Genomic DNA, 22,212 nt, shown 5'->3' with positions numbered 1-22,212 from the left:
TCCGTGACTGAGGTACTTATTGTCGAAGACGAGACGGCTTTGGCGGAGCCGCTTGCGTTTCTGCTGCAGCGCGAAGGATTCGAGGTGCGGATGGCCGCTGACGGCCAGGAAGCACTTGCAGAATTCTCCAAGGCAGAACCGGACATTGTGCTGCTGGACCTCATGCTGCCAGGTATGAGTGGCACCGAGGTCTGCAAAAACATCCGCTTAAAGTCCTCTGTCCCAGTGATTATGGTCACCGCCCGTGACACTGAGATTGACAAGGTCGTCGGCCTCGAAATTGGTGCGGATGACTATGTGACCAAGCCGTATTCCTCCCGGGAGCTTATTGCCCGTATCCGGGCTGTGCTGCGCCGCGGTCGCCACGACGACTCCGACGATGTCGAGGATATCTACGAGGAGGTCTTGCGCGGCGGTCCGGTCGTGCTGGATGTCGAGCGCCACGTGGTCACCGTTGACGGTGATGATGTCGCAATGCCGCTCAAGGAATTCGACCTGCTGGAGTACTTGCTGCGCAACCGTGGTCGTGTGCTAACCCGTGGCCAGCTCATCGACCGCGTCTGGGGCTCCGACTACGTCGGCGACACCAAGACGCTGGACGTACACATCAAGCGCCTGCGCTCCAAGATTGAGCGCAATCCTTCCTCGCCGGAATTCCTGGTCACCGTTCGCGGCTTGGGTTACAAGTTCGAGGACTAGCTCAGCAGACTGCTGCCGACGATCTCCGCCGGCGGTCTGAGAAACCTCGACTTAAACCTCGTCCGGTGCCAGCCCCTCGGCCGCTGCGCGTGTGGCCGGGTGAATCGCCAGCAGTGGGTAGCCACTCGGCCCGAAAACCTTGGCCGCGCCCGCTGCTTCTCGGGCACGGCAGTGCTCCGCGAGAATTTCGTAGCACTCTTCGCCGATGAGCTCTATTAGCTCGGACTTGTGCGTGCGCCACACCGGCTCGCCACCGGTATGTGTGGCCGGCGCGCCCGTGCAGAACCACTCAAAGTCCTCGCCGCCATCGCCCCAGGCACGACGATCATATTCAGTAATGGTCGTGCGCAGAATCTCCTGGCCGTCTGGGCGTTCCTCCCAGTCCTCCAGTCGGCGCAGCGGCACCTGCCAGCACACATCCGGCTTGACCTTCACGGGGTCAATGTCGTTGGCCATTGCCCACTGGTGGATGGCACAGCCCGCACCATTGCGCCACCCGTCACGGTTGGCAAAAATGCAGGCATTCTTCACGACCTTCGTTTTCAGAGCAGGCTCAGGCTCTCCGTTTTCGTCGTCAAGCTCGTCCCACACTAACCACGGTTCCAACGGTTCGGAGGGGTCGGTTTCGTAGGTTTCGAGCCACTTCAGGGTTTGTTTGGGGCGGTTTTGCCACCACTGGGGCTCTGCGGAGTCGCCTTCCATTCGCTTTACGACGTCAATAACCCTCTCGCGGTCTTCTTCGTCGGTGATAAAGGCGCCATGGCCGCAGCATCCGACATCCGCGTTCGCGGAGTCGATGCCCTGGCAAGCGGAGGTGCCGAAAGCGCATTGATAGGAGCTCATCAACCAGGTTAGGTCGCAGGTGATGATATGTTCTGGGTCCTCCGGGTGGGCGAACTCGAACCACTCGCGGGGAAAGTCATAGGCGACTTCAGCGGGAGACGGTTGCGGTCCGCGACCGGGGCGGGGGTGGGGTTGATTCACACCAATACACCGTAGACCGTCTAACCTACTAAGAGTGAGATTAGGTGTATTAGATGTAGGTAGTAATACCGTCCACTTGGTGATGGTGGACGCCCGCCGGGGCGGACATCCGACTCCGATGAGCGATTCCAAGTCGACGATGAAGCTGGTCGAGTACCTGGATAAGGACAACAACCTGTCCAAGAAAGGTATTGACAAGCTGACGGGCTACGTCGCTGAATCCAAGGAATTGGTTGAGCAGATGAAGTGCGAAGAGATGATTAGCTTCGCCACTTCAGCTGTTCGCGATGCCACGAATGCGGACGAGGTTCTCGCCCACGTTGAGAAAGAAACTGGCATTAAGCTGCAGATTCTCTCCGGTGAGGATGAGGCTCGTCTGACCTTTTTGGCAGTACGGCGCTGGTACGGCTGGTCTGCTGGTCGTCTAATCAACCTGGATATCGGTGGCGGTTCTCTTGAGCTGACGTCGGGTACTGATGAAGATCCGGAGGCGGCGTACTCACTGCTGCTCGGTGCGGGACGGTTGACCCACGAGTGGTTCGAGACCGATCCGCCGGAGCGCAAGAAGATTGACCTGCTGCGCGATTACATTGATGCTGAGCTCGCTGAGCCAGCTCGTCATCTGCGTACGCTTGGTGAGCCGGACTTGGCTGTCGCCACCTCGAAGACTTTCCGCACTCTCGCCCGCCTGACCGGTGCGGCGCCTTCCGCCGCTGGTCCCCGGGTTAAGCGCACTCTGACTGCCGCTGGTTTGCGCCAGTTGATTGCGTTTATTTCCCGCATGACGGCGGCTGACCGTGCTGAACTTGAGGGTGTTAGTGCGAATCGTTCTCACCAAATTGTCGCAGGTGCTCTCGTTGCAGAGGCTAGTATGCGAGCATTGGGATTAGAGAAGGTCGAGATTTGTCCTTGGGCGCTGCGCGAGGGCATCATCTTCCGACGACTGGACAGTGACCTATACGGAAAGGGTTGAGATGAGCGAGGAAAAGCTCACCGTTGCCGAACTGCTGGCGCGGCGGCAGAAGGAGGGAGCCCCCTCTGAACCACCGCGGCGCCGCCGTCGACGCAGCCTTGAAGAAGGCGGTGTGTCCGTTCAGGAACTCACCGGCTCAATCCCTCGTGTAAAGGCCGACGAACCGCGACGTGGTGCTCACGCTCTTTCCAACGCAGACGACGATCAGACGACTACGAGCGATCTGCTTGCCGACGAAGCTGCGGCCAACGCCGCCGACGAAGCGCAGGCAACCGAACCGGAGGTAGAAGCTCCGGAGCACTCGGAGGCTGTCGCTGAGCCAGTGGTAGTTGCTGAAGGGGCGGATTCTTCGGAGCATGAGGTTCAAGCTGAGGCCGAGGCTGAAGCTGACGAGGTTGCCGAAGTTGCTGAAGAACCGGCTGCACCGGTTGCACCGGCAGCTCCGCAGCAGGAGCAAGCCGCGCAGAGCACACCAACTGCGCAGCCAGCAGCCCCTGCGGTGCCATTGGCAATTCCGATGGAACCCCGTCCGGTCATGGTCAACTCCGAACGTTCGGAGATTACCTACACCTTCACCGAACTGCGTGACATGGCAGACGAGTCGCAGCAGATTGGGGAACCGGGGCCAGTCGCTCGTGCAGTACTCACCGGTTCCAACGCTTACGACGACCGTCCGACCGCCTCCATTCCGGTTGTCCAGGACAAGGTCGACGAAGCGTCTGAGGCATCCGTTGAAACGGATGGCGTCGACGGTGAACAGCTTGCTGAGGCTGAAGCCGCTCAGGAAACCGCTACTTTCGAGGCTGTCGACGCTGACGCCGATACCGGTGCCGCTTCCAAGGCGGCAGTGGCAGCCGCTGTCGCTCCTGAAGTTGCACAGGCAGAAGACGCACAGGCCGATATCGAGCAGGCCGAGGACGCCCCCGCTGAGGCTGCGCAGGTCGAGACCACACCGACCCAGGCCGCAGCTGACGAGAAGCAGGCGGAGCCCCGGGACGTCGTTAAGCGTGAAGAATCCAAGAGCTCCAAGGGCAAGGCCGTCGCGCGCGATGGCTACGCCGAGGACAATTCCCTCTCGGTGCCGTTGCTGCTAATCCAGGTCTTCGTGGGTCTGATTGCTGGTGCATTGGTGTTCCTGGGCTTCACCATGGCCTGGTCGTCGCTGCCAAAGATTGTGGTTGTCATCATGGCTCTCGTGGTCGCTGGTGGCTTCGCGGGAATGGCGAACTACCTGCGCCGTGAGAAGGACAAACTGACACCGATTCTCGCAGGACTTGTCGGTTTGGCGCTGACATTTGGCCCCTGGATTCTCTTCCAGTTGTAGTGGGGTCAACAGAATAATCATCACCTGATGCAGGGGTCGGAAGCGTAGTTTTCCGGTCCCTGCATTCGCATGTGTGGGCCAGTTTTGGCACACTTAGCGTCCATGACAAGAATTGCTGTAATTGGTGGCGGAAAGATAGGTAGCGCACTCGTCGGTGGTCTCATCGACGGTGGTGTCTCGCCCTCCTCGATTTATGTGGTGGGGCGCACCAAGGAGAGCCTGGCCGGTCTGAAGGAGACCTACGGCATTGTCGATACCGACGACCCAGTAGGGGCCGTCGACGGTGCCGACGTGGTGTTCTTGTGCGTAAAACCGTACTTGATTATCGACATGCTCGAGCAGATTGCCGACGTGCTCGATGACTCTGAGGTCGACACCATTGTGGTGTCGATGGCGGCTGGCATCACGCTGGACAAGATGGAAAGCGTCTGTGCTGTCGGTACTCCGGTGATCCGCGTCATGCCGAATACCCCGATGCTGGTGGGCAAGGGTGTCTGTGCAGTCGCGCCGGGCCGCTTTGTCACGGAGAGCCAGACCGACGAGGTTGTCGAACTGTTGGAGAAGGTCGGCAGCGTTGAGGTTGTCGATGAGTCGCTGATGTCTGCAGTTACTGCAGTCTCGGGCTCCGGTCCGGCTTACTTCTTCCAGTTCGTCGAGGCGATGACCGATGCGGGTGTGAATCTGGGCCTCAAGCGTGATCAGGCTAAGCGTCTGGCGTCGGCTACGGCTGCTGGTGCAGCCGAGATGATGATGCAGGAAGGTGCGGACCCGACTGCGCTGCGTGCCGATGTCACTTCGCCGGGCGGTACAACCGCTGCGGCCACCCGAGTTTTCGAGGAAGAAGGCATTCGCCGCGCGGTGCATCGCGCGCTGCAGGCTTGCTACGACAAGGCCAACGAGATGGGTAAATAGGTATTTCGCCGCGTGGAAGCGGGTGTACAAGTAACCCCAATATTTGGGGCATTGGAAATGGTCAGGGGCAGTAGCTAATCCGATACGCAGGGACGATGGGTTAGTCACAACTGTCACACCATTCGCCAATGCCCCTATTTTTTATCAAAAATCGCACCGGCACCTTGCCTACCGGTAGGATATGAAAAGCACGTGCGTGTCACGATTTTCTGCAGGAGGGGAAGCCTGCAGCGCGTCGCGTGCGCTGAAGGGAATATTTACTAATGCAGAATGCAGATAAAGGCACCTTTCTGACCGTTGCGGAAGTTGCTGACATCATGCGCGTATCTAAGATGACCGTCTACCGCCTGGTTCACGCTGGCGAGCTGCCGGCAGTGCGCGTTGGCCGTTCTTTCCGCGTCCATGAGTCCGCAGTCAAGGAATACCTGGACTCCTCCTTCTACAACGCGGGTTAATTTTTTCTGCCTTTAAGCGGGGCTGTTTGACCTGAACGCATATGTCCCCGCTATGATTAATCCGATTAGTACATGGTGCTGTGCTGCGCCCCTGTTTCCTATCGTCTTCAAGTCATGAAGTATCTAGCTGTGAAGGCGGAAGGAAAAAGGGCGTGACATCTCGGCGGTTGTAAGGCCGCATTGAGTACGCCGCCATTGTGCAAGAAAAGAAATTTCCGTCAACGAATAGCGAGGTCGAGCCGATGGGTTCCGTCATTAAGAAGCGTCGCAAGCGCATGTCGAAGAAGAAGCACCGCAAGATGCTTCGCCGTACCCGCGTGCAGCGTCGTAAGCTCGGCAAGTAAGCCAGCATTCCTGCCGTTATCGCAGGAGCGCGCGTGCTGCGTCGCGTACACGTTTTAAAAGCAGAACCCGCCCGGTCTCGTTGAGATAGGGCGGGTTTTGTCGTTGGGGGGGGGCTAATCACGGGCTGCCGATTACGGGCTGCAAATGTGAAACTGTAGGAGTTTATGACACTTTCAGGCCATTTTTCGAGCCATTTTTGTCATAAACGCAGTCACTAACTCTCGAGTGCGCCTAGCAGCGCTTAACTTTCCTTGTTCGCGTCCCACAGTCGCTTGCCGACGAGTCCCGCGCCCCCGACAGCTCCTGCCAGCAGTGCTCCAATCGAGAGCCACCGCATCGTGGCGAAGGTTGCGGAGCGGAAGTGGCGATAGTCGTAGATAGTCCACCCCATCTTCTGGGCGTAATTCCGCAACTTGCGGTCCGGGTTGATGGCCACGGCGGTGCCCACCATGGACAGCATGGGAATGTCGTTGGCGGAATCTGAGTATGCCGTGCAGCGAGACATATCCAACCCGGAAGAGGCCGCCAGAGCTGCCACCGCGTGCTTTTTGCCCGGGCCGTGGAGAATATCGCCTACCAGGCGGCCAGTGAACTTGCCATCTTTGACCTCGGCGACCGTACCAAGGGCGCCGGTCAGTCCGATGTGCTTAGCGATAACCTGGGCCAGCTGCACCGGGGTGGCGGTGACCAGCCAGACCTCTTGGCCAGCCTGGATATGTAGTTCCGCCAGATCGCGGGTGCCCTGGTAAACGCGGTCGCTGATCTTTTCTTCAAAGATTTCTTCGCCGAGTTTGACCATTTCATTCACATCGTGGCCGGCGAAAAACTCCAATGCCTGTTCACGGGCCTTAGCTACGTCGGCAGCGTTTTCCGCGCCTGAGATTCGGAATTTCAGCTGCTTCCAAATCATGCCGGCCAAATCACGCTTCTTGATGAAGCCGCGCTCGACCAAACCCATGGCAAAGAGGAAGATTGATGCGCCTTGGACAAGCGTGTTGTCCACATCGAAGAAAGCGGCTGCGCCCTGATCGCGTTCGACACCTGGAATGGGCTGCGAGAGCACACGTGCACCGCCAGCGGCATCTTCGGCACCAGCTACACTGCGAAATCCCGTAGCCAGTTCTTCGCCGCCGACGTCGTAGACCTCGCCGAGAGCTTCCAGTGCATTGGCAGCCGCTGCAGCACCAGCTTCCTCCTGTGCTTCGTCATTGAGCGGAGCGAGAACTACCTGCTCGAGGAAGTTGCGGACGTTACCCTGCGAGGACGCAAGGTCACCCAGCATGTCGATGGGGAAGGGGGAGCGGTTGTCGGCACTGAACTCACTCACGGCACGAAAATCTCTTTCCACGGTGTATGCAACCGACATCCGTTATCGGAAGCTCTTGTTGAATAGTATCCGCTCTTTAGGCAAAGCTGCGCGCTGAGATTCAAGGAGCGGATGGGGCAAGGATAAGAAGAGTCACTTTTGCAGGGGAAGTGTGGGGAGGGGGACGTCGTAAAGCGAAACAGTCGACCTTTAGACTGGCCGTTATGGTGACTGTGACGGTGATGAGTAGGAAGACGTGCGGTTCGTGCGCCCGAGTGATTGCGCAGATTGAGCCGCTAGTTCGGGACCAAAATGCGCAGTTCCAGGTGGAAGATGTCGATACCGATCCGAACTTGGCCATGGAATTTGGCGATCGCGTGCCGGTGATTTTGGTCAATGATGAGGAGATCGCTTGCTGGGAAATCGATGATGATGAACTCCTGGAAGCGATAGCGGAGGCCGAATAAGTTCGGGAGACAACTCTGCCGAACTGCTAGGAGCTGCGGAGACATGGCAGAATGTGGAGTAGCGGCAAAGAAGTAGGGGAGTGCTGCGAACATCGAGGTAGAGACTAAGTAAAGTATGCCTTTGTTGTGACGAGATGGCGGAGTTGTCTAGCGTTAACAGTCATAGCTGTGTGAAAAAGCCCGTAGCGGGGCCTGTGAAGGAGCAATAGAGCGGTGATTGAGCGGTGAGTGTGCTTCTCGTCGGAATGTCGTACCGGTCTGCACCGGTGACCCTTCTTGAAAAGGTCTCCGTCGGTGAAACTGAGCGAGAGGCCATTTTGGCTCGGCTGGTCGCGGATGAAGCGATCAGCGAAGCGATGCTGTTGTCGACCTGTAACCGCGTTGAGTACTACGTGGTGGCCAACGGCTTCCACTCTGGGCTATCGGCCGTGGTCCGTGAAATTGTCGGTCGTACTGGGCTCGAACTCGATGAACTGACACCGCACCTCTATGTGCGGTACGCACAGGCCGCAGCGGAGCATGCCTTCTCGGTGTGTGCTGGTCTTGACTCGATGGTGCTGGGGGAACAGCAGATTATCGGTCAGCTTCGCAATGCTTACCAGGAAGCGGACGAAGCCGGCACCGTCGGTCGCATGCTGCATGACTTGGCGCAGAAGGCGCTGCACACAGGCAAGCGAGTCCACAGCGAAACACTGATCGATAATGCGGGCGCATCGATGGTCTCCGTGGCCATCGACGAGGCGATTGCTGCGCTGCATCCTGGGTTCAACTCTGGTGTTGACGTCGCTGAGGGTACCGATATTCTGGCCGGACGTTCGGCCCTTATCCTCGGCGCCGGTGCGATGAGTTCGCTGGCCGCCAGTTACCTGGGGCGCTGCGGCATTGATCGTCTGATTATTGCCAACCGCACCGTTGACCGGGCGCAGAACCTGGCTAACCACTCGATCGAAGCGGGCATCCCCGCTACTGCTATTGCGTTGCATGATTTCGCTGATGTCCTCGATGATGTGGACATTCTCGTCAGTGCCACCGGAGCCATGACGCCAGTGGTCTCAGCTGCAGATGTTGTCGACCACGGCCCGCTCGCCATCGTCGATTTGTCTATGCCTCGCGACGTCGCGGAGGATGTCTCCGGGCTTGAGGGGATCGCACTCTTCAACATCGAATTGCTGCAGATGACTCGCACGGAGGTTCCGGGTCGTGATGATGAGGCTGCAGCGCGCGACATTGTGGCCGAAGAGTTGGAGTCCTACCTCACGGCGCAGCGCGCAAGCGAGGTAGCACCGACTGTTCGTGCTCTGCGTGAGCGTGCGGCAGATGTGGCGGCGGCTGAGCTCGCTCGCTTGGAGGCGAAGACACCGGGTCTTACTCAAAAGGAACGTCGCGAGGTCGAGTCCACGGTTCGCCGCGTCGTCGATAAGCTCTTGCACGCGCCAACGGTTCAGGTCAAGAAGCTTTCTAGCCAGCAGGGTGGTGGCAACTACGCGCTTGCCCTGCAGAAGCTCTTCGACCTGCCCCTATCCACCCCCTCTGGCCTGTATGCTGACACCGATATCCCCGCAGATCTCATGGTAGAGGGCCGAATTGGGCGGATGCAGGGATTTGAGCAGTATGGTCTTGACAGTAGTGCCATCATTGAAGGCGTTGCTGAAACCACCAAAAATTAACACCCGGAGGGAAACATGCCTGACCCAGCGACTATTCGTATCGGTACCAGGGGCTCGGAACTGGCCACGACACAGGCCGGTCACGTCCGTGATGCACTGATTGAGCTGGGACAGCCTGCAGAGCTGGTGATTGTAAAGACCGCCGGTGACCATAACCGCCACGACCCGGTGGAAAAGATTGGCATCGGTGTCTTCACCCAGGCGCTGCGTCATGCACTCCGCGAGGGGGTGTGCGACATTATCGTGCACTCGTTTAAGGACCTGCCGACCCTGCCGGAAGACGACATGATGGTCGCAGCCGTGCCGGAGCGCGTCGATCCGCGAGAAGCGCTGATTTCCCGCGATGCCACGCCGCTGATGGACCTGCCTGAGGGGGCTCGTGTGGGTACCTCCGCGCCGCGTCGTGTCTCTCAGTTGCGTGCGCTGCGCTCCGACCTGGAACTTGTACCACTGCGTGGAAACATCGAAACCCGCATGGGGCGCGTCTCTGAGGACTTGGACGCTGTCATTCTGGCTCGCGCTGGGCTGGAGCGCACGGGTCGCCTCGGAGAGATTGCGGAATCCCTGGACGTGGACGTCCTCATACCGGCCCCGGCTCAGGGCGCCCTGGCGCTGGAGTGCCGCACTGCTGACCGCGAAATTGTGGATATTCTGCGCAAGATTGACCACCCGGTGTCCCATGCCCGCGCTGTCGCTGAGCGCGCGGTACTCAATGAGCTGGAAGCGGGCTGTACCGCTCCGGTCGCGGCCTACTCAACCGTGAGCGACAGTGGTGAACTCACCCTGCAGGCGGGGGTGTTCGCACTCGACGGTTCGCGTCAGTTGCTCGAGACCGCTACCGCAAACGTGGATAAGGCCGATGAGCTTGGCCGGAAGGTTGCGGCGGCCCTGCTCGAACGGGGTGCTCATGAGGTAATGGGCGATACCCTGCGGGAATCTCAAAAGTAGCCGGTTAGTTAATTTGGCTCAAACCCTTTATGCTAATAGGCCTGTATGCATGCCGTTGGGATAAGGGTTTCCTTCGTGTGCTCGCATGTGAGATTCAGGTGTCCACCTGCCCCTCACATGCGTTGGCGCATGTCCGCTTTCTTCCTTAGAGACTCATCGGCACGAAAAGTGAACAACCAATAGAAAAGAAATCACTCCGCAACGATGAACACCTCCCTCCCCTCAGCAACGGGACGCATCCTGTTCGTCGGCGCTGGTCCTGGAAATCCCGACCTGCTGACGCTTCGCGCCCGTGAGATTCTCGCAGACACCGCTATCGCCTACGTCGACGCCGATGTCATGCCGGGGGTTCGAGAGCTCGTCGCAACCGATGTGCCTGTTCCTCCCGAGCTGCTGAAGGAAGCCGAGGAAGAGTATGAGCGCATGTGCGCCGCAGCCAAGGCCAAGGGGTCTCGTCGTAAGCCGCCGCGTCCGGCACCACCGACCGCCGCAGATTTGCGCACGCCTATCGACGATCCCAAGAAGATGGCCAACCTGCTCGTCGAAGAAGCCGCTAAAGGCAATGACGTGGTGCGTTTGGTGGCAGGCAATCCGCTGACCAACGATTCGCTGCTGGCCGAAATCAACGACGTCTCGCACGCCGATGTTGAGTTCCAGATTGTCCCTGGCATGTCCGTGCCCTCCACCGTCCCGGCATTTGCCGGTATCGCGTTGGGCTCGACGTACACGGAGACCGATCTCGGTCGCGCCGATGTGGACTGGGACGAGCTGGCCCAGGCACCGCAGCCGCTGGTACTGCAGGCCGTGCAGGACGACCTGTCCGCCATTGCAACTGAGCTCGGCGAACGCGGCCTGCCGTCGTCGTTGCCGGTGTCGGTGACTGTCAACGGTACGACTCGTCTGCAGCGCACCTACGACGTCACGCTGGGCACCTTGGCGCAGCTCTCGGGTGACCTGACCGGTCCGCTGGTGGTCACGCTTGGCAAGGGTGTGGACAATCGTTCGAAGTACTCATGGTGGGAAAACCGCGCTCTCTACGGATGGAAGGTGCTGGTCCCACGTGCCAAGGCGCAGGCAGGCCCGATGAGTGCCCGTCTCGTTGCGCACGGCGCCATCCCGATTGAGGTCCCGACCATCTCAATCGAGCCACCGCGCAGCCCGGCGCAGATGGAACGCGCCATCAAGGGGCTTGTCGACGGCCGTTACCAGTGGGTTGTCTTCACTTCCGTCAACGCCGTCACCGCAGTGTGGGAGAAGTTCCAGGAATTCGGCTTGGACGCGCGCTCCTTCGCTGGGGTCCGCATCGCAGCCGTCGGCCATCGCACTGCCGCTGCCATCCGCGATCTCGGCATCACTCCGGAGCTGCTTCCGGATGACACTCGTCAAAATGCCGCGGGCATTGTCGACGTGTTCCCGGAGTACATCGAGGATCTCGATCCGGTCAACCGCGTGCTGCTGCCGCGCGCCGATATCGGCACTGACGTGCTTGTCGACGGTCTGATTGATCTGGGCTGGGAAGTTGATGATGTGGTCGCTTACCGTACCGTGCGGGCAGCGCCACCGAGTGCGGATATCCGCGACATGATTAAGTCCGGTGGCTTCGACGCAGTGTGCTTTACCTCGGGGTCGACGGTGAAGAACCTGGTCGGTATCGCGGGTAAGCCGCATGCTCGCACCATCATTGCCTGCATCGGGCCGATGGCCGCAGCCACGGCTCGCGAGTACGGCCTGCGGGTAGATGTCGTGCCGGAGCGCGCAAGCATCCCGGAGCTGGTGGATGCGCTGGCAGAGCATGTTGCGCAACTGCGGGCGGCAGGGCAGCTGCCACCACCGCGCAAGAAGCGTCGTCGTTCGCGTAAAACCAAGGACTGAGCAGGGGCGTACCGGAGCGAGTTCGCGTTTTGATTAAGGTTGTCTTTATGACTACATCTGGAGCTTCTGAATCATCCCGCGAAATCGATCTCGAACAGTTTGGATTTCCTCTCCCGATTCGTCGCCCACGCAGGCTGCGCACCAACCCGGTGATGCGTGCGATGACGGCGGAGACGACACTGACTCCGAAAAATCTCATCCTGCCCATGTTTGTTGCAGATGGTATTGATGAGCCGAAGCCCATCAGCTCCCTGCCCGGGGTAGTGCAGCATACCGAGGACTCCCTGGTAGAAGCTGTGCGCGAGGCTGTTGAGGCAGGTATCTCGGCAGTTGACCTCTTCGGTGTCCCGCTGGATGCGGACAAGGACGGCGAGGGCTCTGAGTCCTGGAATCCGGAGGGCGTACTCAACCGTGCCCTGCGTCGTCTCCGCGACGAGTTCGGGAATGACATTTTGATCATGGCCGACACCTGCCTGGATGAGTTCACTGACCACGGCCACTGTGGTGTGCTGGGCACGGATCGCTTCGGCAACACGGTCGTTGAGAATGACCGCACGCTGATTAACTACATCAAGATGGCCGTTGCGCAGGCCGACGCCGGTGCCCATATCGTGTCCCCTTCGGGCATGATGGACGGCCAGATTGCCGCAATTCGCGAGGGCCTGGATGCCGCTGGCCATGAGGATGTCTCCATCATGGCGTACTCGGCAAAGTACGCCTCCGCCTTCTACGGTCCATTCCGTGAAGCTGTGGGCAGCTCGCTACAGGGTGATCGCCGTACCTACCAGCAGGATCCTGCAAACCGTCGTGAGTCCCTGCTTGAAGTGCAGCTCGACGTTGACGAAGGTGCGGACATGGTGATGGTCAAGCCGGCCATGAGCTACCTGGATATTCTGCGCGAGGTCGCGGATATGTCGCCGGTGCCGGTTGCCGCCTACCAGGTCTCTGGTGAGTACGCGATGATTCACGCCGCTGCCGCCAACGGGTGGATTGACCTGGATGCTGCGATGATGGAAGCAGTGCTGAGCATTCGCCGTGCCGGTGCGAAGCAGATTTTGACGTACGCAGCGGTGGACTTGGCGAAGAAGCTGCGCGCCCAGTTCTAATTCGCTCGGGTGAACGTGCAGTAATAAATATCGAGAAGTGGACGGATGACTAAAGAAGAGAAGAAGCCCGCAATTCCCGAGCAGGTCGAGGGAGCTAGGCAGGCGTGGCGGGTTACGGCCGTGTTGCAGCTGCTCGTCGCTGCGGTAGCTACGGTGACCTACTGGCTGCATCCGGAAATGCTGATGAGCCCCTCAACCGCTAAGGAGAATTTCCCGGGTTTCAGCGAGGGCCAGATTGATGCTGCCATGAAGGCGACTATCGTTATCGCGTTCTTTTTCGCAGTGGGGCTTTGCATCGCGTTCTTCGCCATTATCGAGCGAATGCGCAAGGGGAGCGAAGGTGCTCGCACCGTGCTGGTTATCGGCTCGCTTTACCTGGCACTGTCGGCGCTGATGTCCTTCTTCTCTTCTACGGCTTCAGAATCGGGAGTGCCGGCATCCCTCGTTCTTATCAGCGGAATTGTGCGAATCGCCTCGGCCACTGCCGCGGTAGCGGGCCTAGTGCTCGCCGCTTCGAAGGAATCCAAGGACTACTTCGATCATCAGCGCCCGTCGAAACCGTGGACTCCGTCCGCTCCGGAATCGCATCTGCCGAGAGCGTCGAAGCATGGCGCTGATCCAAAGCGGCAACAGCAGCTGGGCCAGTCACAGCCCAAGCAATCCAAGCAGCCTGAGGAGTCCAAGCGATGATGACCCTGCCGAGTCGGCCCTGGCAGTGGGTGCTCTTCGTCGCGCTCATCGCCCAGATTGTCCTGAGCTTGATACTGGTCACCGGCGACTATTCGCAGGCTCCCGCCGCCGTTGGCCGCGATATCTACATCGTCGCCGGTGTGACGCTGGTCTGCTCGCTTATTGGTAGCGGCTGCTTGCCGACGGCCACTGAGTTCAAACTCTCCCGGAACTGCCTGCTCATCATGGTGATTATCACGGCTCTCGCCATGTTCTTTGCCATTATGGCCGGCGCGCTGACTGTATGGGTTATCGCGCCCAGCCTGGCGATGGCGTGTGGACTACTGTTGCTCTATCGTGAATTAGCGCTCACGCGCGCCAACCAGCCACAGGATTAGACGGAAAGTTTCAAAGGCCATGAGTGACACCGGTGAGTTTGATTTCTCTCTGGACAATCGCGTTGAACAAGCGATTGTGGATGCCAAGGTCGCTGCTCGTAAGGCATTGCCACGAAGCCGTCAGGACATCGACGAAGAAAGTGCCCATCAGCGGCTTGCACACCGCAGAGGCCAGTCCAACACAGCTTTCGCACTCATCCTGGAAAACTTGGAAAACGCCGAGAGTGCTGAGCGTGCTGAGCATGTTTTGGAATCCTTTCCAGATGTGACGGCCTCTGTGGTCTACAAGCCCGGACGCGCGTGGATTACAGCGCCCGATACCATCGATCCGAATCAGTTCATCGAAGCTCTCCGCGAAATTGGGGTCGAGTCGTACCTCACGCGCAGTACGCTTCGGCGTCGTGCAACTCGGCTGGATGTGTCACAACATCGCCGTCCCGCTGTTCCGGCTGCCGCTCAACAGAATGAGGAGGAGCGCATTCGCCGTCGTGAAGCGGCCTTGCGCCGAAGCGGCGGCGGCGCGGAAGTACTGTTCACGGCGCGTGAACTGGTGACCAAGCAGCGCTTTTGGGGCAGCCTGTTTCTGTCGATTCCGGTGCTGGTGACGTCGTTGAACGTCAACTGGCAGTTCCCGGGTTGGCAGTGGATGTGTCTTGTGCTGACCACGATTGTGGTGTGGTGGGGTGGCTGGCCGTTCCACCGTGCAATGGCGGCGTCTCTGCGTCGGCGGATGTCGGCGCTGGATGGGGCGAGCTCCATTGCCATCCTGCTGGCGTGGCTGTGGTCGCTGGCGCAGCTTATCTTTGGCCCCGCGGGACAGATTGGATATACCACTGCGCCCACGTGGTTTGCTTTCAACTACCGGGAAAGCGCCTCGGCAGAGGTGTTTTTCGACGTTGCTTGCGGCCTGACCGTGCTGTTGCTAACAGGTCGCATGTTTACGCGCTACAACAAGGTGCGTACTGGACAGATTTTGCGCAACCTGCGCATTCCAGCTGAGCGAAACGTGACAGTCGTGCGCAAGAGTGCCAAATCCGCGGAGCCGAAACGGGTGGAGGTGACGGTCGCGGAGCTCAATATCGGTGATGACATCGTGGTTCCACCGCACTCGGTGATTCCGGTTGATGGCTCAGTCATCGGTGGTGCGTCCATGATGGATGCGCAGCTACTCGGTATCGGCGTTGAACCACAGAAGGTCAAGGTCAATTCCAAGGTTTGGGCCGGCGCAATCAACCTGGATTCGGAGCTCAAGGTGCGCGTGGAACGCACCGGTTTCAAGACCCGGGCGTCGTCGATAGCGCGTTGGCTTCGTCAAGCGGTTCGAGAAGAAACGGTGATGCACCAGACCGCAGTGCACTCGGCATCAGAGCTGGTGCCATGGACGCTGTCGTTGGCGGGCGTGGCTTTTTGCGGCTGGTGGCTGGCTACGGGCACGATGAGCGGTGCCCTCGCGGTAGCGCTGGCTATGCTCTCGGGCATCGCGCCGGTGGCATTGGCAATGTCTACGTCGACCGTGCAGCGCATCGGGATTCTGGCCGGTGCTAGTAACGGAATCTTGATTCGTGGCAATGAGACTTTCCGAAAGCTGGCCGCTGCCGATGTGGTGATTTTTAACCGAGTTGGAACGCTGACCGAGGGTGACACCCACGTGCTCGGTGTCGCCGCTGAGCGCAATGAAAATCCGGATCTGGTTCTGCGTGTGGCGGGCGCTCTCATGATGGAGAGCAACCACCCGGCATCGGCGGCCATCGTACGCGCGTGCCGTGCATCCCGCGACGCCGGTTCCGGCGGTGGCGAGGTGCCGCACTGGATTGAGACCGTACACGTCGCAATTGCGGAAGATGGTGCGTTCGTTGGCCAGGTAGAGATTCCGGTGAAGGACTCCGACGACAAGTTAGAGATGCGCTTTGTTGAGGGGCGTGTTTGGCGTCCGCGTGATCTCACTGCACTCAGCGAGAAAATGGCTGTGGCTGCGCTCAGTGGCGGTACTCCGATGGTGGTGTCGTGGCGTGGCAAGGTCCGTGGTGTCATCACCATTGGTGAGGACATTAAGCCCGATGCGGTCGAGAGCATTGACCAGCTTGAGGATATGGGCGTGGACACCATGATGATCACGCGAGATCCGTATCCAGTAGCCCGTCGTTTTGCTGACCGGCTGAATATCTCACGAGTATTCGCGGGCATCATTGCCTCCCGCAAGGCCATTGCGGTGCGTTCGGTACACAGTGACGGCGAGACTGTCGTGATGGTTGGCGACAAGGACATCCGGGACTCTCTGCGTGCCGCTGACGTGGGTGTTTTGATGGACAACACCGAAGGCAATCAGAATCTTGATGTTGATTACGCCGATGTCGTGGCACTGCGTAACAACGTGTTGTCGATTCCGGAGGCCATTGAAATCGCACGTGCTGTGGTGCGGATGATGGACTCCAACATCTACTTTGCGTGGTTCTACAACGTTGCGGTCATCCTGCTGGGTATGACCGGTATGATTCACCCGCTGCTGGCATCGCTTTTGATGATTTTCTCCAGCTTGTGGATCGACTGGCGATCCCGTCGAGTGTCCTCTCGCCGCAAGCATCTATTCAGGGTGAAGCTGGGACGTTGGTAGGGCAGGGTAGCCCTTCATCCGAGTGGCCGTCTACGATGGTCACCGTGACTCAAGACATTAATGCTCCTCATGTCCCAGAAAACGTTGAGCTCACCGATCGTTCGGCAGAGTTCTTTACGCAGGCTCAGGCAGTGACGCCGGGTGGCGTGAACTCGCCGGTCCGCGCCTTCGGTTCCGTCGGTGGCACCCCACGTTTCATTGACCACGCCGCGGGCTCTCGTCTCGTGGATGTTGATGGCAACGAATATGTGGACTTGGTCTGCTCGTGGGGTCCAATGATTCTGGGCCACGCGCACCCGGCAGTGGTGGAGGCCGTTCAGAGCGCCGCCACTCGCGGTTTGTCTTTCGGCGCTCCGACGACGGCTGAGACCGACCTGGCTCGTCACATCGTTGAGCGCACGTCGGTAGATGAGGTGCGTCTGGTCAACTCCGGCACTGAGGCCACCATGTCCGCAGTTCGCCTGGCTCGCGGTTTCACTGGCCGTTCCAAGATCATTAAGTTCGCCGGTTGCTACCACGGTCACGTGGACGCGCTGCTGGCATCGGCCGGTTCTGGTGTCGCTACTTTTGGTCTGCCGGATTCGCCGGGTGTCACCGGTGCATCGGCTGCCGACACCATTGTTGTCCCTTACAACGATATTGAGGCCGTCAAGGCCGCATTCGCTGAGAACCCGGGCGAGATTGCCTGTGTCATCACTGAGGCGGCAGCGGGCAACATGGGTACCGTCGCACCGCAGGACAACTTCAACGCGAAGTTGAAGGAAGTCTGCCATGCAGACGGCGCACTGCTGATTCTCGATGAGGTCATGACTGGCTTCCGCGCTTCCTACAACGGCTGGTACGGCATTGATGGTGTGGCCGGTGACCTGACCACCTTCGGCAAGGTCGTCTCCGGTGGTTTGCCGGCAGCTGCCTTTGGTGGTCGCCGCGACGTCATGGAGTACTTGGCTCCGAACGGTCCGGTGTACCAGGCAGGCACACTCTCCGGTAACCCGGTCGCTATGGCAGCTGGCCTGGCCAACCTGGAAAATGCCACGAAGGATGTCTATGACACCGTTGCGGCCAATGCAGATCGCCTGGCCACGATTCTGTCCGACGCCCTGACCAAGCAGGGCGTGGCCCACCACATTCAGCGTGCGGGCACGATGCTCTCGCCACGCTTCGCCGAGGGCGAGGGCCACAACTTTGAGCAGATGCAGGCAGCGGATACTTTCCGCTACCCGGCTTTCTTCCACGCCCTACTGGCCAATGGTGTCTACCCGCCGGCTTCTTGCTACGAGACCTGGTTCGTCTCCGCTGCGCTGACCGACGCCGACTTCGAAATCATCGAGCGTGCAGCAGCCCGCGCGGCCGAGGCGGCGGCAGCCGCCAAGCCGGAGTAGGTGACACGTGTCGAACAAGACCAATTCGCAGGCCGAGCAGCAGGCAGCACAGCAGGAATCGCAGCCGACACCGCCGGAAAACCAGGCGTCTAAGCGTGCAACAAAGCACGCCAAGACCACGGTCGTACATCTCGTCCGCCACGGCGAGGTTTATAACCCGGATAAGATTCTCTACGGTCGCCTGCCCGGCTGGCACTTGTCTGAGCGCGGTCAGCGCCAGGCAGCAGCCACGGCCTCGTCCTTCGAAGGCCACGACATCCGCTACTTCGCCTGCTCTCCGCTGCAGCGCACGCAGGAAACCTCACGGCCCTTCACCGAGGTAATCGGCATGAAGCCGACCCTGGATGAAGATTTGCTGGAGGCTGGCAACTCCTTTGAGGGTTTGCACATCAAGGGCATTGACTCCGCACTGTGGAATCCAAAGTACTGGCCACGGCTGCGTCGTCCGAGCGTGCCCAGTTGGGGCGAGCCCTACGAGGAGATCGCGGACCGTATGTTCCACGTCATCGAGCGAGCCCGCGAGGCCGCCGAAGGAGCGGAAGCGGTGCTGGTGACGCACCAGCTGTGCATCATTGCAGCTCAGCGTCGTGCGCGGTACTTGAAGCTCGCCCACAACCCGGCAACTAGGCAGTGCGATCTGGCCAGCGTGACCTCCTTGGTCTTCGTCGGCGACACCATTGTCGACGTGCGCTACAGTGAACCGGCCGGTCACCTGTAAGGTGAATAAATAGTTTTGTTGAAGTTTCACTGACCCCCGGAAGGTGGCACCCCAAGTGGCCAAGGTCTCATCGTCCCGAATTGCAGCAACGCTAGCGGCAGCAACTCTGTCTCTGTCGCTCGCAGCATGTAACCCCGGAGATTCAGTGGGACACGATGCCGTTGCCGTCGGCGGTCAGTTCGAGTTTGTTTCTCCAGGGGGTCAGCAGATCATTGACTACGCACCCGAGGAGCGCAAACCGGTCGGCAAGGTGTTCGGTCCTTCTCTAGAGGACGACGACAAGAAAATCTCCCTCGATGACTTCAAGGACCAGATTGTGGTCCTAAACGCCTGGGGGCAGTGGTGCGCACCGTGCCGATCCGAATCGGATGACCTGCAGTATGTCCAGGAACAGATGGAAGAGCAAGGTATCGGCACCGTTCTCGGCATCAACGTCCGCGACAATGTCCGCCAGGCTCCCATCGACTTTGTGAAGGACAACGGCATCACCTACCCGTCCATCTATGACCCGGCCTTCGTCAACGCCAGCGCACTCGGCGGCATCCCGGCTTCGGTGATTCCGACAACCATCATTCTGGACAAGCAGCACCGCCCGGCCAAGGTCTTCCTCCGCGAGGTCGATCACACCATGCTGATGAAGGCTGTTAATGAAGTGAAGGCGGAGGGCTAGGCCCCAGCATGGGAACTCTTGCCATGGACACGATTTATCTTGCCGATGGCATCGGCCAGCAGTTCGCCGACGCCGCCACCGGCGGTCCCATCCTATTAGGCCTGCTCGCTGCTGCGCTGGCTGGTCTCGTCTCGTTTGCCAGCCCGTGCGTCATTCCGCTCGTGCCCGGTTACGTCTCGTATCTCACCGGTATTTCCGGAGCATCGGGGGCGCAGGGCCAGGGCTTGACGACGGGCACTGCGGACGCAACCTCCGTCGATAAGCATGACGGCGATGGAGGCCGTGGCCAGCGTTCCTCAACAGCCCGCGTCGGCCTGGCTGCGTTGCTGTTCGTGCTGGGCTTCACTGTCATTTTCGTGCTGGGGTCGGCCTCAATTTTCGGGCTCGTGTCCACGCTGCGTCTGCAGGCGCGCACGCTGACGATTGTCGGTGGCGTGGTGACCATCGTGATGGGGCTTGCCTTCATGGGTATGGTGCCAGCGCTGCAGAAGGACACCCGCATGGCGCCGAAGCGCTGGACCACGTGGCTGGGAGCGCCACTGCTTGGCGCGGTGTTCGCGCTGGGGTGGACGCCGTGTCTGGGGCCGACGCTGACTGCAATTATTTCGGTGTCCGCAGGTACACAGGGAATGACCGCGGCCAGGGGAGTGGCGCTGATTATCGCTTACTGCCTGGGGCTGGGGCTGCCGTTCATCTTGGTGGCGCTGGGGTCGGCACGCGCGATGCGCGGAGTGGAATTCCTGCGTAAGCACTCGCGAACTATTCAGCTCATCGGTGGTGTGGCGCTGGTGCTGGTCGGAATTGCCCTGGTCACGGGACTGTGGGATGTTTTTGTTGCCTGGGTTCAGGCCGCTTTTATTACTGATACGGTAACGCCAATTTAGTGAAAGATTTTTCGATGTCGGTGAATTGGAATAAGGTACGACAGCCCTTCCAGCAGGTCTGGAACTGGTTGACTAGCATGCGCACAGCGCTGATTCTGCTGTTCATCCTCGCTTTCGCAGCGGTTCCGGGCGCCCTGTTGCCACAGCGCTCGCTGAATAAGGACAAGGTCGACCAGTATCTTGCCGCCAACGGCAAGACCGCCGAGATCATGGATAAGCTGCAGCTTTTCGATGTCTTCTCGTCCGTCTGGTTCGTCGCCATCGTGGCCTTGCTGCTGATTTCCCTGGTCGGCTGCATTATTCCGCGCACCATCGACCACTACAAGGCCATGAAGACACCACCGGCCAAGGCGCCGAAACGGTTAGCGCGTCTTCCGCTTCACGACGAGGCCGTGGTCGACTCCTCCGCGGATGAAATCTCCGAGCGGGTGCGTGAGCGCCTGACCAAGTGGGCGTTGACCGAGACTCCAGCAGATGAAGATCGCGCTGGGGCGCGCTCCTTTTCCGCGGAGAAGGGTTACTTGCGTGAGTTCGGCAACTTGGTGTTTCACCTGGGCATTGCGGTGCTGATTATTGTCGTCGGTTGGGGTCGCATGACTTATTACGAAGGTCAGGTCATTTTGCTGACCAACACCGGCACCGAAATTTCTGACGACAACGTCAACAGCGCGGTGGGCGTTCCGTTCTGTAATACTGCTGCGGCGAACTTTGACTCGCTGCGCGCTGGCAACACCTTTGACGGTACGACGTTGAACCCGTTCTGTATTCAGGTCGATGACTTCTTCGCCGACTACCTGCCGAATGGCCAGGCCAAGATGTTTACCTCTCATATCCGTTATGCGGAAGAGAAGGACATGCGCAAGCCTGTCGATGAGTGGGAGAAGACCACGCTGCAGGTCAACCACCCACTGCGCATCGCAGGTGACCGCGTGTACCTACAGGGCCACGGCTTTGCCCCGGCGTTCAAGGTGACCTGGCCGAATGGTGAGTCGCGTACCTCGATTGTTCAGTTCCGACCAGATGACCTGACGTACTTCCTGTCTTCGGGTGCTCTGCGTTTTGACCCGCCTGCAGGCATGTACCCGGACCTGTTCGAGCGCCGCCAGAACCAGATTGCGATTGAGGGCCTGTTCGCCCCGACCGCCGAGTTCACTGGTGAAGGGGGTGCCCTGTTGCAGTCCTCTTACCCGGCGATGCAAGACCCGGCTGTGGCTGTCGACATTTACCGCGGCGACGCGGGCCTGGACACTGGTCGCTCGCAGGGCCTGTTCTCGCTCGACCGCGACCTGATGCACTCGGGTCAGCTGGAAAAGGAGGCCCGCGTCAACCTCAAGCAGGGCGAATCCACAGAGCTTGCCGACGGCACCAAGATTGAATTCCTCGGTGCGAAGGAATTCGTCAACTTGCAGGTTTCGCACGATCCCACGCAGTTCTGGGTGCTGGTGGCGACTGTGGCCGCACTGGCGGGCATGGTGATGTCGCTGGGCATTAAGCGCCGGCGTGTTTGGGTGCGCATGTTCCAGCTGGAGGATGGCCGCACTCGCGTTGAGTTCGGTGGCCTTGCCCGCACAGACAAGGCAGGTTGGGGCGAGGAGTTCCAGTACATCGTCGACGACATCCTGGAACGCGACAGTGATGACGAGGACAGCGAAGGAAACGATGCTGCCAAGGATGACACTGCCGATAAGGACAGCACGGACAATAAGACCAAAAGTTAACTGACCACTAAGTCCGTCCCATCCCTGCCACAGGGTGAATGCGCGGAGGCGAAAATTGCGCCTCCGCGCAACTTTTTTGCGTCCCCCGTGTCCACGGCCCCCTT

Annotated in this window: 21 protein-coding genes; 19 read left to right on the top strand and 2 right to left on the bottom strand. The window is 59.6% G+C overall.

What is annotated here, in order from left to right; translation table 11 throughout:
• Nucleotides 1–3: 3 nt before the first annotated feature.
• Nucleotides 4–699, top strand: a complete 696-nt coding sequence (locus QP981_RS00970) for a response regulator transcription factor (RefSeq protein ID WP_016421979.1) — start codon at nt 4–6, stop codon at nt 697–699.
• 51 nt (nt 700–750) lie between these two features.
• On the opposite strand, the gene QP981_RS00965 is transcribed toward QP981_RS00970, so the two are convergent.
• Nucleotides 751–1,683 carry a DUF3109 family protein gene (locus tag QP981_RS00965; protein ID WP_070439088.1) on the bottom strand — a complete coding sequence of 311 codons (933 nt, stop codon included), beginning with the start codon at nt 1,681–1,683 and terminating at the stop codon, nt 751–753.
• A gap of 34 nt (nt 1,684–1,717) precedes the next feature.
• Here QP981_RS00965 and QP981_RS00960 point away from each other — a divergent pair, with 34 nt between their 5' ends.
• The 5 genes from QP981_RS00960 (at nt 1,718) to QP981_RS00940 (ending at nt 5,691) form a co-directional block, all read left to right on the top strand.
• Nucleotides 1,718–2,656 carry a Ppx/GppA family phosphatase gene (locus tag QP981_RS00960; protein WP_161798518.1) on the top strand — a complete coding sequence of 313 codons (939 nt, stop codon included), beginning with the start codon at nt 1,718–1,720 and terminating at the stop codon, nt 2,654–2,656.
• A 1-nt stretch (nt 2,657) separates the two neighbouring features.
• Nucleotides 2,658–3,980, top strand: a complete 1,323-nt coding sequence (locus QP981_RS00955) for an Rv0497 family membrane protein (protein WP_284857282.1) — start codon at nt 2,658–2,660, stop codon at nt 3,978–3,980.
• 102 nt (nt 3,981–4,082) lie between these two features.
• The gene (gene proC, locus QP981_RS00950; RefSeq protein WP_284797596.1) at nt 4,083–4,892 is read left to right on the top strand and encodes a pyrroline-5-carboxylate reductase; all 810 of its coding nucleotides are present in this window, start codon (nt 4,083–4,085) and stop codon (nt 4,890–4,892) included.
• A gap of 263 nt (nt 4,893–5,155) precedes the next feature.
• On the top strand, nt 5,156–5,347 hold the full coding sequence (locus tag QP981_RS00945) for a helix-turn-helix domain-containing protein (protein ID WP_005509751.1): 192 nt from the start codon (nt 5,156–5,158) through the stop codon (nt 5,345–5,347).
• A gap of 242 nt (nt 5,348–5,589) precedes the next feature.
• Nucleotides 5,590–5,691: a 30S ribosomal protein bS22 gene (locus tag QP981_RS00940; protein WP_003855542.1), complete on the top strand. Its 102-nt coding sequence runs from the start codon at nt 5,590–5,592 to the stop codon at nt 5,689–5,691.
• A gap of 242 nt (nt 5,692–5,933) precedes the next feature.
• Here QP981_RS00940 and QP981_RS00935 read toward each other — a convergent pair whose 3' ends face one another.
• Entirely contained in the window at nt 5,934–7,058 is a 1,125-nt protein-coding gene (locus QP981_RS00935; RefSeq protein WP_016421984.1) for an HAD family hydrolase, read from the bottom strand.
• Between the two features lie 164 nt (nt 7,059–7,222).
• On the opposite strand from QP981_RS00935, the gene QP981_RS00930 reads away from it, so the two are divergent.
• The 13 genes from QP981_RS00930 to resB all read left to right on the top strand — a co-directional run bounded on the left by QP981_RS00930 (nt 7,223) and on the right by resB (nt 22,108).
• Entirely contained in the window at nt 7,223–7,465 is a 243-nt protein-coding gene (locus tag QP981_RS00930) for a glutaredoxin family protein (protein WP_016421985.1), read from the top strand.
• 224 nt (nt 7,466–7,689) lie between these two features.
• Nucleotides 7,690–9,132 carry a glutamyl-tRNA reductase gene (locus QP981_RS00925; RefSeq protein WP_042388369.1) on the top strand — a complete coding sequence of 481 codons (1,443 nt, stop codon included), beginning with the start codon at nt 7,690–7,692 and terminating at the stop codon, nt 9,130–9,132.
• Between the two features lie 15 nt (nt 9,133–9,147).
• Nucleotides 9,148–10,080 (top strand): hydroxymethylbilane synthase, encoded by a 933-nt coding sequence (gene hemC, locus QP981_RS00920; RefSeq protein ID WP_016421987.1) that lies wholly within the window; start codon nt 9,148–9,150, stop codon nt 10,078–10,080.
• 204 nt (nt 10,081–10,284) lie between these two features.
• Complete coding sequence (locus QP981_RS00915) at nt 10,285–11,952, top strand: bifunctional uroporphyrinogen-III C-methyltransferase/uroporphyrinogen-III synthase (protein ID WP_016421988.1); 1,668 nt, start codon at nt 10,285–10,287, stop codon at nt 11,950–11,952.
• A gap of 47 nt (nt 11,953–11,999) precedes the next feature.
• The gene (hemB, locus tag QP981_RS00910) at nt 12,000–13,058 is read left to right on the top strand and encodes a porphobilinogen synthase (protein ID WP_284857281.1); all 1,059 of its coding nucleotides are present in this window, start codon (nt 12,000–12,002) and stop codon (nt 13,056–13,058) included.
• A 45-nt stretch (nt 13,059–13,103) separates the two neighbouring features.
• Nucleotides 13,104–13,748, top strand: a complete 645-nt coding sequence (locus tag QP981_RS00905) for a hypothetical protein (protein ID WP_016421990.1) — start codon at nt 13,104–13,106, stop codon at nt 13,746–13,748.
• Nucleotides 13,745–14,125: a hypothetical protein gene (locus QP981_RS00900; RefSeq protein WP_284857280.1), complete on the top strand. Its 381-nt coding sequence runs from the start codon at nt 13,745–13,747 to the stop codon at nt 14,123–14,125. The genes QP981_RS00905 and QP981_RS00900 overlap by 4 nt, the downstream gene beginning before the upstream one ends.
• Nucleotides 14,126–14,144: 19 nt before the next feature.
• The gene (locus QP981_RS00895) at nt 14,145–16,736 is read left to right on the top strand and encodes a heavy metal translocating P-type ATPase (protein ID WP_070603563.1); all 2,592 of its coding nucleotides are present in this window, start codon (nt 14,145–14,147) and stop codon (nt 16,734–16,736) included.
• Nucleotides 16,737–16,771: 35 nt separating this feature from the next.
• Nucleotides 16,772–18,118, top strand: coding sequence for a glutamate-1-semialdehyde 2,1-aminomutase (hemL, locus tag QP981_RS00890; RefSeq protein ID WP_016421993.1), 1,347 nt, complete (start codon nt 16,772–16,774; stop codon nt 18,116–18,118).
• Nucleotides 18,119–18,125: 7 nt separating this feature from the next.
• Nucleotides 18,126–18,836 carry a histidine phosphatase family protein gene (locus QP981_RS00885; RefSeq protein ID WP_284857279.1) on the top strand — a complete coding sequence of 237 codons (711 nt, stop codon included), beginning with the start codon at nt 18,126–18,128 and terminating at the stop codon, nt 18,834–18,836.
• Nucleotides 18,837–18,891: 55 nt separating this feature from the next.
• On the top strand, nt 18,892–19,506 hold the full coding sequence (locus tag QP981_RS00880; RefSeq protein ID WP_016421995.1) for a TlpA disulfide reductase family protein: 615 nt from the start codon (nt 18,892–18,894) through the stop codon (nt 19,504–19,506).
• 23 nt (nt 19,507–19,529) lie between these two features.
• Nucleotides 19,530–20,390 (top strand): cytochrome c biogenesis CcdA family protein, encoded by an 861-nt coding sequence (locus tag QP981_RS00875; RefSeq protein ID WP_284857278.1) that lies wholly within the window; start codon nt 19,530–19,532, stop codon nt 20,388–20,390.
• 14 nt (nt 20,391–20,404) lie between these two features.
• Entirely contained in the window at nt 20,405–22,108 is a 1,704-nt protein-coding gene (gene resB / locus QP981_RS00870; protein ID WP_284857277.1) for a cytochrome c biogenesis protein ResB, read from the top strand.
• Nucleotides 22,109–22,212 lie beyond the last annotated feature (104 nt).

The sequence above is a fragment of the Corynebacterium sp. MSK047 genome (assembly GCF_030232285.1).
GTDB lineage: Bacteria > Actinomycetota > Actinomycetes > Mycobacteriales > Mycobacteriaceae > Corynebacterium > Corynebacterium jeikeium_D.
The sequence above is the reverse complement of the archived record's forward strand: the minus strand, read 5'-3'. Positions and strand labels throughout refer to the sequence as shown.

Bases quoted from the DNA above. Each gene is read 5' to 3' on its own strand.
- QP981_RS00955 (WP_284857282.1), top strand. From the start codon at position 2,658: ATGAGCGAGGAAAAGCTCACCGTTGCCGAACTGCTGGCGCGGCGGCAG.
- proC (WP_284797596.1), top strand. From the start codon at position 4,083: ATGACAAGAATTGCTGTAATTGGTGGCGGAAAGATAGGTAGCGCACTC.
- QP981_RS00945 (WP_005509751.1), top strand. From the start codon at position 5,156: ATGCAGAATGCAGATAAAGGCACCTTTCTGACCGTTGCGGAAGTTGCT.
- QP981_RS00940 (WP_003855542.1), top strand. From the start codon at position 5,590: ATGGGTTCCGTCATTAAGAAGCGTCGCAAGCGCATGTCGAAGAAGAAG.
- QP981_RS00935 (WP_016421984.1), bottom strand. From the start codon at position 7,058: ATGTCGGTTGCATACACCGTGGAAAGAGATTTTCGTGCCGTGAGTGAG.
- QP981_RS00930 (WP_016421985.1), top strand. From the start codon at position 7,223: ATGGTGACTGTGACGGTGATGAGTAGGAAGACGTGCGGTTCGTGCGCC.
- hemC (WP_016421987.1), top strand. From the start codon at position 9,148: ATGCCTGACCCAGCGACTATTCGTATCGGTACCAGGGGCTCGGAACTG.
- QP981_RS00915 (WP_016421988.1), top strand. From the start codon at position 10,285: ATGAACACCTCCCTCCCCTCAGCAACGGGACGCATCCTGTTCGTCGGC.
- hemB (WP_284857281.1), top strand. From the start codon at position 12,000: ATGACTACATCTGGAGCTTCTGAATCATCCCGCGAAATCGATCTCGAA.
- QP981_RS00905 (WP_016421990.1), top strand. From the start codon at position 13,104: ATGACTAAAGAAGAGAAGAAGCCCGCAATTCCCGAGCAGGTCGAGGGA.
- QP981_RS00900 (WP_284857280.1), top strand. From the start codon at position 13,745: ATGATGACCCTGCCGAGTCGGCCCTGGCAGTGGGTGCTCTTCGTCGCG.
- QP981_RS00895 (WP_070603563.1), top strand. From the start codon at position 14,145: ATGAGTGACACCGGTGAGTTTGATTTCTCTCTGGACAATCGCGTTGAA.
- hemL (WP_016421993.1), top strand. From the start codon at position 16,772: ATGGTCACCGTGACTCAAGACATTAATGCTCCTCATGTCCCAGAAAAC.
- QP981_RS00875 (WP_284857278.1), top strand. From the start codon at position 19,530: ATGGACACGATTTATCTTGCCGATGGCATCGGCCAGCAGTTCGCCGAC.
- resB (WP_284857277.1), top strand. From the start codon at position 20,405: ATGTCGGTGAATTGGAATAAGGTACGACAGCCCTTCCAGCAGGTCTGG.